Here is a 10,836-nt window from a genome sequence, read left to right on the forward strand (position 1 = left end):
GGCTTTATCGCGCCATCGGCACACACGCCCGATATGACGGCGAAGATTTTTGATCGCATTTTCAATGATGTTTGTGCTCAGAAATGTGGTGTTGAGCGTGCTGGCAACCTCCAAGCGGAAGAATGCCAGGAGTTCTTCACCGGGTTCATCCAGGCTCTCCCTGGCCGCTTTGTTGTTGTTCGCAAGGAATGCCTTCAGACTTTCCAAGGCCTCGGAGGCTGCTTCCGATCCCTCGCATTTGCGCAGATCGGCAAAGAGTTGCGACAGTCGCAGCCAGTGTTTTTGGGGCAGATAACGACGCAGGTTGCGTTCCTTGTGCACCAGACAACGCTGGATCACTGCATCAGGGAAAAACTCCAGCAACGAGCGTTTGAGCGCATCACTGCCATCAAGCATCACCGCCAGAACCGGTTGTTTCGAGAGATCCCGGCCCATCCGTTCGCTAACCAAATGATAGGAATTTGCTTTTCGGGGCGTCAGCCCCGGAGGTGGGGGTTAATCTGAATTCGCCAGACCAGCATTGCAACGGGGCCGGCTTTCCGAGGTCAGGCCAGCCCTATATTAACCTAAACTCAATATCCACTGATTTATATTCGCATCTGTAGGGTAATGTGGATCGCCTTCATCATATTCGTGCAACTTCAAGAAGCACTTTCCAATTTTCATTCAGTCGTCCAGGTTGAGCTTTTTGAGCCGCAAGGCGTTCGTAACCACCGAAACGGAACTGAGCGCCATGGCGGCTCCTGCAATCATCGGGCTGAGGAGGACTCCGAAAAACGGATACAGAATACCCGCCGCGATGGGGACGCCAGTCGCATTGTAGATGAAGGCAAAGAAGAGGTTTTGGCGGATATTGCGCATGACTGCACGGCTGAGGCGCAGTCCGCTGACGATCCCGCGCAAATCTCCTTTTACAAGCGTCAGCCCCGCGCTTTCGATGGCGACATCGGTGCCGGTTCCCATGGCGATACCCACGTCGGCCGCCGCGAGAGCGGGCGCGTCGTTGATCCCGTCGCCCGCCATGGCGACGCGATGTCCCTTGGCTTTCAGTTCGTTGACAATGCGCTGCTTGTCCTCGGGCGAGACTTCTGCACGCACTTCATCAATTCCCAGCTCTTTGGCCACGGCCTCGGCGGTGCGGGGGTTGTCTCCCGTGCACATGACGACGGTGATCCCCATTTTATGCAACGATGCGATGGCTTCTTTGGAAGTCTCTTTGATCGGATCGGCGATGGCGATGAGACCGAGCAGACGCTCTCCCTGCCCTGTCCAGATAACCGTTTTAGCCTCGCTTTGCAGGCGCTCGGCTTCCCGACCCAGGGCGTCGGGAATAGCAATGTTCGCGGATTCGAGAAACGAGCGCTTGCCGACACGGATCAACTCGCCTTCGACGGAGGCCTCCACACCGCCCCCGGTCGTGCTCTCGAAGTCGGTGATGTCCGGCAGCTCGAGACCGTCCGCCTTCGCTTTATCGACAACAGCGCGGGCGAGCGGGTGCTCGGATTGCGATTCGACGGCGGCCGCGAGACGCAGCAGATTCTTCACCTCGACACCGTCCGGCGCTTGCGCGTCGACGACGGAGGGTTTGCCCTCGGTCAGGGTACCGGTTTTGTCGGTGATCAGGTGGGTGACCTTTTCGGCCCGTTCGATGGACTCGGCGCTTTTGATGAGGATCCCGCTCTGGGCGCCTTTGCCCACGCCGACCATGATTGACATCGGAGTGGCCAGCCCCAGGGCGCAAGGGCAGGCAATGATCAGCACGGAGACCGCCACCACGATGGCATAGGCCATGGCGGGCGCGGGACCAAACACGGCCCAGAGGACAAAAGCGAGCAAGGCGATGAGCACGACCGCGGGCACAAAATAGCCGGCCACCTTGTCGGCCAGCTTTTGGATCGGGGCGCGGCTTCGTTGGGCCTCCGCCACCATGTTCACGATCTGCGAAAGTACGGTTTCCTCGCCCACGGCCTCCGCTCGCATGATGAAGCTGCCCGTCTGGTTGACCGTTGCCCCGATCACCTTGTCGTCCTTGCCTTTCTCGACCGGCATGGGCTCGCCGGTGATCATCGATTCATCGATGGTGCTTTTCCCTTCGAGAATGACGCCGTCGAGGGGAATTTTTTCTCCCGGACGCACCCGCAGGCGGTCGCCTCTTTCGATGGCGTCGATTTCCACTTCCTCCTCTTCGCCGTCGTCATTCACCCGGTGAGCGGTTTTGGCCGCGAGGTTGAGCAGGCTCTGAACGGCTTCGCCGGTTTGCCGGCGTGCCCGAGCCTCCAACCACTGCCCGAACAGAATAAGGGTCGTGATGACCGCCCCGGCTTCGAAGTACAGCGCGACTTCGCCGTGCCGGCGAAAGGAATCCGGGAAGATCTCCGGAAACAACACCGCCACCGCGCTGTAGGCATAGGCCGCGCCGACCCCCAGCATGATCAAGGTAAACATATTGAGGCTGCGATTGACGATGGAACGCCAGCCACGCGTGAAAAACATCCCGCCCGCCCAAAGGATGACGGGGGTCGCGAGGATAAACTCCAGCCACCCCTGAACCTTCGGCGCGAGGACGGCATTGAAGGAAAGTCCGGGGATCATGCTGTCAAAAGCGAGCAACAGTATCGGCAGCGTGAGCAGACCGGCGATCACGGTTTTCCGTTTCAAACTCCGGATGGCCATATCCTCTTCCTCGTCATCGTCGGCGCCCGCCTCCATCGGCTCCAGATCCATGCCGCACTTGGGGCACTGACCGGGGTGATCCTGCTGCACCTCGGGATGCATGGGGCAAGTCCACAGTTTTTTCTGTTCGGATTTATAGGCGGGATTGCGTTCCAGCGCCATCCCGCATTTGGGACAGTCGCCCGGTTTGTCGGATTCCACGCCCTCGCACATCGGGCAGTAATACTTTGCGGTTGCGGAAGGCTTTACGGACTCGGAATGCTCGTGGCCCTCGTGATGATGGTGCGCGTGGCCGCAACCATCATGCGCCCCCTCGCTCTTTTTGTGTCGATGGCCTGGGTCTCCTCCTTCGATCGTCATAAAACTATTAAACGTAGAAAGTTTCCGAAACCCTCGGAATATATTTCACCATTTCCACCGACACAGACATGGCGCAATCCTCCCGGACTTGCAGCTGTCTCAGAAAGGAGCGCGGACATTCCGTCCTTGAAATTCACGGACAAGACGTAGCGAAGCGAAAATGCTTCCAGTCCCGCCACCGGAAAATGGGGACACCGCATCGGGAGCGAAGCAATGTCCGTGCTCCTTAAGAAACCAACGGTCGTTCAGTCTCCGAGCCAGTTACGATTGGTAGGCCTCTGCGTCCTGCCCGCCTCTGCGGTGCTCCTCTTCCATCCGTCGGTTGTGCGGTGAACGTGGGCTTGGCCTGGGCATGTTGGACGTCCGCCCACCGAAAATGCAATTGCACCCCCTTCGCCACACCCCACCGCAACCTCGCAGGATCGGAATCCTACGCTACATTCTCGCAGAAGCGCGTTCCTACAGCTTCTCTTAAAATGATAGGAATTTGCTTTTCGGGGCGTCAGCCCCGGAGGTGGGGGTTAATCCGATGACCCCTTTGCGATCGATGTGGCGCACTCGCTGGGGCAACGGGAGGACATTGCGGATCTGATCAGTCTGAAGAATTTTGCAAACACGGAGTTTTGTCCGCGCTTTATTTCGGATGAGCTGGATTTCAACCAGATCGGGAATAAACTCAGGGGGAAGACGGTGATCGTGGTGAGCACCAGCAGCCTGACCCGGAGCCGCCAGAGCCTGGCGATGCGGAATTTTTTGATCGCCCGTGCGGCCAAGGAGAATGGAGCACGCGAGGTGGTCCTGGTGGAGCCCGATCTCTACTACAGTGCACAGGATCGCGGCCCCGGGCCTGACCTGGGTTACACCGACTTTGAACGGGATGAGCACGATTACAAAAAGTTTGATGGCCAACCCTTCACGGCGCGCCTGTATGCGCAGATGTTGAAGCTCTCGGGGGTGGACAAGGTGCTGACGGTGCACAACCACTCCTATTCTGTGCAGACTGTGTTCAGCGAGGTGTTTGAAGGAGGTTTTTACAACCTGATTCCCTACGACGTTTACGTGGACTACATCCTCAATTCGGACATCGTGAATTTCGGTGCGGACGGCGAAGGCCTGGCGTTTTGTGCTCCGGATAAAGGGGCGCGGGTTTTTGTAAAGGAAGTCTTCAGACGCATGGGTTTGCCGAAGGCGAAATTCATCCTGCTCGACAAGGAACGGACGGGGGAACGGAATGTTGAGATCAAGCTCCACCCGGAGAGTGAATCCACCTTTGAGGAAATTGGCGGGCACGATATCGTCCTGTTTGACGACATGGTGCGCACGGGCTCGACGGTGGTGAAGGCCTGTCAGGTCTTGAAGGACATCAACCCGGGGAAGACGGTCTTTGCGCTCACGCACTTCTACGCCAGTGATGAAGGCCGGGCCAAGATGGCCAGCACGGCGATCGATGAAATTTTGACGACCAATACGATCCCCACCATCCTCAATCGCGACATTCAGGGGCGGTTGCGCAAAAAGATGGTGGTATTGAAGATCGAAAAATGGCTGGCCCTCAACCTCAGTCAGATATTGGGCATTCGCTGTGCCCAGCGGGACAACAGCTTCTACGCAATCGACATGTCGTCGAAAAACGTGAGGTGGACGCACAAGATCTGGCTGAGCGAGCAACTGCGCGGGTTGCGCAGGGGCGAAGGAGGCAGGTGAGCTTCCGGCGGATCGGGTGATGCTTCGGGTGGTGGGTTGGGGCTCCGGTGAAAGAGCTGCGCTTTCACGGGGCGAGAGACAGCGTGGGCGGATGACTTCAGTCGTCCGCCAGGGGTTCGAATACCCGCAGATCCACGAACCCAACCCCGCCTTTCCGCACGACTGAAGTCATGCGGCCACCGAAGAAAGGATGCGCGGGGTTGCAGAGTTGACTTTGGCGGTTGATTGGACGTGATGAGGGTTTATGTCGTTACAACTGCAGGTTTTTGAGAACGCCAAGGTGACAGCCAAGGCAAACGTGTATTTTGATGGGAAGGTGGTTTCCCATACGATCGTGCTGGAGGATGGGAGTCGCAAGACGCTTGGATTGATCTACCCGGGCAGCTACCACTTTGGCACGCAGGCTGCGGAACGCATGGAAATGGTGGCAGGTGCGGCGACCGTGACCCTGGATGGCAGCACGGAGGCCCGCGTTTTTTCTGCGGGAACGGTATTTGACGTGTCGGCCAACAGCGGATTCACCATCGCAGTGGAATCCGGCATTGCAGAGTACATCTGCTCCTTTCTTGAAGCGTAATCGCCGAATCAGGGTAGCGGTTGGTGGGGATCAGGGCAATTGGAGCACCCGCTTTCCCTGGGTCACAACTGCCTCCAGCTCCGTGACGGTGCCGTCGGCTCCTGATACCCGCACGAGGTAGGTGCCGGGCGGGATGGGCAGTTCCGGTCCATTGACGGTGCCGGATAGCACCCGTTTGCCCGAGGCATCGATGACATCGTAGGTGGTGGGAGCCGCTGCATCGGAAGCGCGGTTCGATGCCGCAAGTGCCAGGCTCTCGGTGAGTTCATCAAGGGCAGTGGAGTCGAAGTATTGGCCGTTGGCGACCTGCACCCAGCTTTGGAAGGTCGCTCGAAGGGTTTCGCTCTCGACTGCAAAACCGACGATGTCGAGTTTCACCTCAAAACCCTCCTCGATCATGGTGGTGATGCTCCGAAGTGGATCGCCGCCGCAGGTTTCCTCCCCATCTGTGAGCAGGATGATTTTACCCGGCTGGTTCCTGGATTTGAATTGTGAAGCATAGGAGGCAAAATCCTCCTGCGCTTTGGCGAGTGATTCGGCAAGGGCTGTATTGCCTAGGGAACTGGAACGGATTTGCCGCACCTTCTCGAGGGTGCTGCCACGGTCGAGCGGGTAGATGGGGAGCAGTTGTTGACTGACGCAGTTGGCGCCGCCCCGGTGTCCGAAGACCCGAATGCCTACGGGATGGCCTTCGGGGATCTCATTGGCAATCAATCGTTCCAGGGCGGTTTTGGCCACCTGCATCCGGGATTCGCCGGTGGGAAGGGTGAGCAACATACTGGCAGATGCATCGAGGATGACCAGGAGGGGCGTGGCATCTGGCGAAGCCGAAGGGCTTCGGGTGTGCGGCACCGGGTGAGCGGGGCTGAGCACCTGGAGCGTCGACCCCGTCTGCACCGGCGCGTAGGTGTCGCGGTGTTCCCAAAGTAAAATATCATGTTGGGCCCAGCAGGCTCCCGTTCCGGAGGTGAAGCCGATGTAGGCGTGGGTGCTTTCGAGGACGCTCTCGATGTCAACTTCTTTGAGCAAGGTGGGAATATGAGGGCGGTCTTCGGACAGGGAGACCCGCACTTCGAGCATCTTTCCATCGTAGTCCACCCAGACGTGCCAGATTTCCCCGTTTTCGAAGGGATCTTCGACGCTGACGACATCATTGGGGTCTTCGTGGTAGACGGACCCCTTCAGGTTGATGGCGACGTGGTTGGCGCATGGATCCTGGTTGCCACTGTTGCACCAGGTGTCGAACTCGATGCCGATGCTTCGTTCGATACCACCATAACCGATGCCCTGACCCGTTGAGCCGAGGTCGGAGGAAACGGATTGGATGACAAAAACAAGCCCATCTGCACCATGGGATTCATTGCAGTCAAACGCGGACCCCCCGCTTTCGGTGATGCGAAACTGAAAGTAGGTGCTGAACGAAGTGGAGCGGATCATCTCCTGGCTGAAGATGCTGCCTGCTTTTCCACGTTTGGGTGGAGTCAAGCGCAGGAGCGTTGGGTGTTCGGGTTCGCCGTGGATGATCTGGGCGTCGCCGTTGACAACGAGATTGTTGGGATCGGTGAAGCCCGTAAAGGCGGTGTCGCTCGCGAAAGCGGCGGCGCCCGCGCTGATCAGCGCGGGTAGCGTGAACAAGGTGAATCGGATTTGCATGGAAAAATGCATGGAAGGTGCAACTCAGGAAGGAACGGATTGGAAAGACGCGAAAATCGGGTGGCCTATTCAACCCACGCGGATGTCTTTGACCAGTTCGGCTGAGCGAACGGGATCATCGGTGGAAATGGAGGCGAGGGCCTCGCCATCGTGGTTGTTGATGACGCGCAGGCTGTGGATGTTGATTCCTGCATCTTTGAAACGGCGCGCCAGTTCGGCGAGGGAGCCCGGTTTATCCTTCAGACGAACGAGGATGGCGTTGTCGCGCACGAGCCGGTAGTCGCTGCGCTGGAGTAGATCGATCGCGTCGTGGTAGCGATCGACGGAGAGGATGAGGACACCGGTATTGCCGATGGTTTCGGCGTCGATCGAATCGATGTTGATGCCGTGGGCGGCGAGCCGCTCGGATACGTCGGCGACCACACCGGGGGAATCATCGACGTAGAGAGCGATTTGCCGCATCACGTTGGATTGGGGAGCCTCCCGCAGGTCATCGACCAAGTGATCGATCATGGCCTTGTCCACATGGGGCATGGTGATGATGTGGCCGATGTCTTCCTGCACGGCGATCTGCCATTTTTCCAGCACGGCTGGAGCCGGACGGGGGAAGACGACGGTGATGGCGTGCGGATTGCGCCAGGCGTCGATGCCTGCTGCCCGCATGCGGGAGACGGCGTAGTCGGCCATTTCAAAACAGCCCTGCACCATGTCGCGAAAGGCCTCGTGGGACTTGCTGCGCAGGGCATACCAGAGCAGTAGCGGAGAGAATCCATTAAATGATAGGAATTTGCTTTTCGGGGCGTCAGCCCCGGAGGTGGGGGTTAAAATGATAGGAATTTGCTTTTCGGGGCGTCAGCCCCGGAGGTGGGGGTTAAATGATAGGAATTTGCTTTTCGGGGCGTCAGCCCCGGAGGTGGGGGTTAAAGGGGGAGGAGGGAAAATTTGACTCATTTTTCTAAAATTACGGGATGGAGAGAAGCTGCGCGACAACTATTTCGAATCGAAAGGCTACGATTCTGTTCCAAGGAGTCAATTTCAAAGGGATATGGGCTGAAAAATCCGGAAATCTGTACAGCAGGAGAAATCGAAGTCCGGATCCGCCTGAGGCGGACAGGGATCGGATATCGAAGATCGAGGTTTTGAAAAGGATCAATCTGTCCAGAATATGGGCTCGGAATCGTAAGGGAAGGGATCGGTGTCTTCCAAGACCAATAGGAGATTGTTGTCGAGTTGGATGGAGCCCGCCGCCACGCTGCGCTTAATTTCAAATTCTTGATTTGAGATTTGAGAGGAGCGAAACTGGGAGTGACGTTCGTGGTGGGGATCAAATCGGCGGGAGTCGGGCATCAAGGCTCTCGCAGTTTCGGATTCCAAGTCGATTACGGTGCCATCAAGCGCATCCACCATCCAACGCACTGTGGAAGGTGGTGCGCGCCCATAGTCCAAGAGGAACAAGAACGTCACGGATAGCGCCGAGTGTCTGAATGGTGGATATGACTTTCATGGATCCACGACAGCAAGGACACAGCAGGGGATCGTAGCCCCAAATATCCATGATTCGGGTGCGCCACATGCGCTTTCTGCGAGAGAGATTTTTCGAGGTAATGGATGCTGACTTTGAATCATTTGATGGTGGGGTTGAGCATGTGGTACGGGCTTTTTTGCGCATACCGCGCGATTTGTTGCTGTAATAGCCGTAGTAGCGGATGGTTTGAAAGGATTTGGGTGGAATGTGCTCGGAAAGGGCGGCGATGAAGTCTGGTCCCGAATAAACCTCAAAATTGCGTTTGGTTTTCCAACTACGCGAGGAGCGGTAGAGCACGGTTTTCGTGGTGCCGTTCCATGACATTTTCTGGAGAGACAGAGGCGCCCTTAGCAAATATTCAGAGAGCTGGCGACGGGCCCTTTCGTTGTCGGCTCCGATGGCAGCCTCCCCGGCATCGATCTGAAAACCACTGTTGCGCCACCCGAGTAACTTCGTGACCTGCCGTTGGGAGGTCCAGTGGTGATCGAGCAGTGCCTTGAGCAAGGCATGCCGGAATAGTTCCTTCAATGAAGGAAGATCGCCAATAGGTGTGAGCTGGAATGTACCATTGCCATCAAAAACGCCTGCGGTGGCAATGATATGGATATGTGGGTGGAAGGCCAGGTAGTCTCCGAAAGAATGAATAGCCAGGATGATTCCAACTTTGCCATCGGGTAGTCCGGATTGCTCGCGAATCCAATCGCTCAACAATTGAACAACGACTTTGCAGAGAACGGAGAGGCGTTTTGGATCTTTGCGGAAAGCATTGCGAAGGACTCGCGGGATGGCGAAGACCCAGTGGCGGTGAGGGACAGGAACGCAGATTTCGGAAACGATGTTTTCGGCGGTATCCAGGGTGCGGCGTTGGTGACAGGTGGGGCAAATGCCGCGTTGTTTGCAGGTGAAGGGCAGGAGGTACTCGTGCTCGCAGTGTTCGCAGCGAACCCGCATGAAGCCCTGAGTGAGGTCGCCACAGCGCAGGAACTGCTGAAAGGCGTCTTCAAGATCCGGGCGCAAGGGTCCAAGGGTTGCCTCATACTTCTCAGGATAAAGCCTGTAGAAATCCGGTGCCGAAGCCTTGAGGCACTGATAGAGGGGTGAGGCTTTGGCCTGACGAGGACGGTAGGACTTGCACACAGATGCAAGGATGTGAACAAATGAATACCTATAGCGAGCATTTGATATTCACAAGTTGTTCACCGATTTTGGTCCAATCATCTACCAGGCTGATAGTTTCTTTCAATGAGTTCTGAAAGGATCTGCTTCTGCGTTTTTTCCGGGGAGCTTTCGCTTTTGGCTGGAATCCATCCTTGCGTCCTGAATGGTCCGAGAATGCCGAGGAAGCCGATAGTGGTTTGCGGCCATGAATGCGAGCACTCACAGCCTTTTTTTGCCAATAGTTCATTCCTTCAAAACCCATGACGGGTGCATTATGGCTCGGGAAGTTCTGATCCGACGAATCTATTTTATGGGATGATCAGATCATAAACGATCGAAACCCGGTTATGGAGCTGCCTGCGCTTTTGAGTATTCCTCATAGCGTCGTTTGGGGAATCATTGCCGACGGGGACGTCAGCGTTCCCAGAAGGGGGGCTCTGAGTTTGTCCGAAGGGAGTTCGGAGCAGAGGGTAAGCACGGGGTGACGGACACGTTTTTGGATGCTTGAGAAAGGCTTGTTTTTGGAACATCACCAAAGGTGGCGTTTGGCAAAGCACCGTCCAGACCCTGACTTCAAATAGGTCTCAAAATCCTTTGCCTTCTCTTCCTCGGAAAAAGCAAAGTAGTTCACCAGTTCCCAAGGCGCGTGTTTTGATGTGTGTGGAACCTCACCATGATTATGTTTGGTAAGTCGTTTCCTAAGATCCTTCGTAAATCCAGTGTAGTGCTGATCGCGAGCACTTATCGAGCGAAGTTGGTATACGAAATACATGGTGTTGGAGGAATGTGCCAGGGGAGGTTTGGGATTATTGGAGTGTAGTCGGAGCCAGGCCCTCCGTCGTCCTTTCGGACTATGGCGGGCAGCCTTCGCCAAAACTCCGCACAGGCAGAGCCAGCCGTAGCCTTGGCGAAGTGTTGAAAGGTTGGAGTTTGGAAGGATTGATTGTGCAGTAGCTGATACCCATTCTTGTTGAAAACACTGATCATCAATCACGTTTCCGTAGGACTCGCGTTCACCGCGATGCCGCATCTTGTGAGGTAACTGAGGTCTCCGGCTAGCGAAGACCCTACGTTTCTGTTCAGTGAACAAAACCAGAACCAGTGTCAGCTGCGACGGACTGCAGAATCCGATGACGATTCCCGATCATCCTTCTCTCCGGTTTCCGGAAGATCCTGGGACACGGAC

At 56.5% G+C, this 10,836-nt stretch carries 8 protein-coding genes; 2 read left to right on the plus strand and 6 right to left on the minus strand.

Annotated elements, in window-relative coordinates:
• Together ABQ298_16005 and ABQ298_16010 are read right to left on the minus strand one after the other, a co-directional pair.
• The coding region (locus ABQ298_16005; GenBank protein ID MEQ9825889.1) for a transposase at positions 1–450 on the minus strand (450 nt) is incomplete at its 3' end.
• 216 nt (positions 451–666) lie between these two features.
• A complete protein-coding gene (locus ABQ298_16010) occupies positions 667–3,033 on the minus strand; it encodes a copper-translocating P-type ATPase (protein MEQ9825890.1) in 2,367 nt (788 codons plus the stop codon).
• A gap of 549 nt (positions 3,034–3,582) precedes the next feature.
• Between ABQ298_16010 and ABQ298_16015 the strand changes: the two genes are divergently transcribed.
• Entirely contained in the window at positions 3,583–4,737 is a 1,155-nt protein-coding gene (locus tag ABQ298_16015; GenBank protein MEQ9825891.1) for a phosphoribosyltransferase family protein, read from the plus strand.
• Positions 4,738–4,981: 244 nt separating this feature from the next.
• On the plus strand, positions 4,982–5,314 hold the full coding sequence (locus ABQ298_16020; protein ID MEQ9825892.1) for a pyrimidine/purine nucleoside phosphorylase: 333 nt from the start codon (positions 4,982–4,984) through the stop codon (positions 5,312–5,314).
• A 30-nt stretch (positions 5,315–5,344) separates the two neighbouring features.
• On the opposite strand, the gene ABQ298_16025 is transcribed toward ABQ298_16020, so the two are convergent.
• From ABQ298_16025 to ABQ298_16040, 4 genes are all read right to left on the minus strand, one after another.
• Positions 5,345–6,967 (minus strand): VWA domain-containing protein, encoded by a 1,623-nt coding sequence (locus ABQ298_16025; GenBank protein ID MEQ9825893.1) that lies wholly within the window; start codon positions 6,965–6,967, stop codon positions 5,345–5,347.
• 69 nt (positions 6,968–7,036) lie between these two features.
• A complete protein-coding gene (locus tag ABQ298_16030; protein ID MEQ9825894.1) occupies positions 7,037–7,654 on the minus strand; it encodes an ACT domain-containing protein in 618 nt (205 codons plus the stop codon).
• Positions 7,655–8,357: 703 nt separating this feature from the next.
• Positions 8,358–9,629 carry a transposase gene (locus tag ABQ298_16035; GenBank protein ID MEQ9825895.1) on the minus strand — a complete coding sequence of 424 codons (1,272 nt, stop codon included), beginning with the start codon at positions 9,627–9,629 and terminating at the stop codon, positions 8,358–8,360.
• 550 nt (positions 9,630–10,179) lie between these two features.
• Positions 10,180–10,680 (minus strand): GIY-YIG nuclease family protein, encoded by a 501-nt coding sequence (locus ABQ298_16040; GenBank protein MEQ9825896.1) that lies wholly within the window; start codon positions 10,678–10,680, stop codon positions 10,180–10,182.
• Positions 10,681–10,836 lie beyond the last annotated feature (156 nt).

The organism is Puniceicoccaceae bacterium (genome assembly GCA_040224245.1).
Lineage (GTDB): Bacteria > Verrucomicrobiota > Verrucomicrobiia > Opitutales > JAFGAQ01 > JAKSBQ01.

What these genes read in the sequence shown, in the direction of transcription:
- ABQ298_16020 (MEQ9825892.1), top strand. Translation starts at nt 4,982, where the DNA reads ATGTCGTTACAACTGCAGGTTTTTGAGAACGCCAAGGTGACAGCCAAG.
- ABQ298_16025 (MEQ9825893.1), bottom strand. Translation starts at nt 6,967, where the DNA reads ATGCAAATCCGATTCACCTTGTTCACGCTACCCGCGCTGATCAGCGCG.
- ABQ298_16010 (MEQ9825890.1), bottom strand. Translation starts at nt 3,033, where the DNA reads ATGACGATCGAAGGAGGAGACCCAGGCCATCGACACAAAAAGAGCGAG.
- ABQ298_16040 (MEQ9825896.1), bottom strand. Translation starts at nt 10,680, where the DNA reads ATGCGGCATCGCGGTGAACGCGAGTCCTACGGAAACGTGATTGATGAT.
- ABQ298_16030 (MEQ9825894.1), bottom strand. Translation starts at nt 7,654, where the DNA reads ATGGCCGACTACGCCGTCTCCCGCATGCGGGCAGCAGGCATCGACGCC.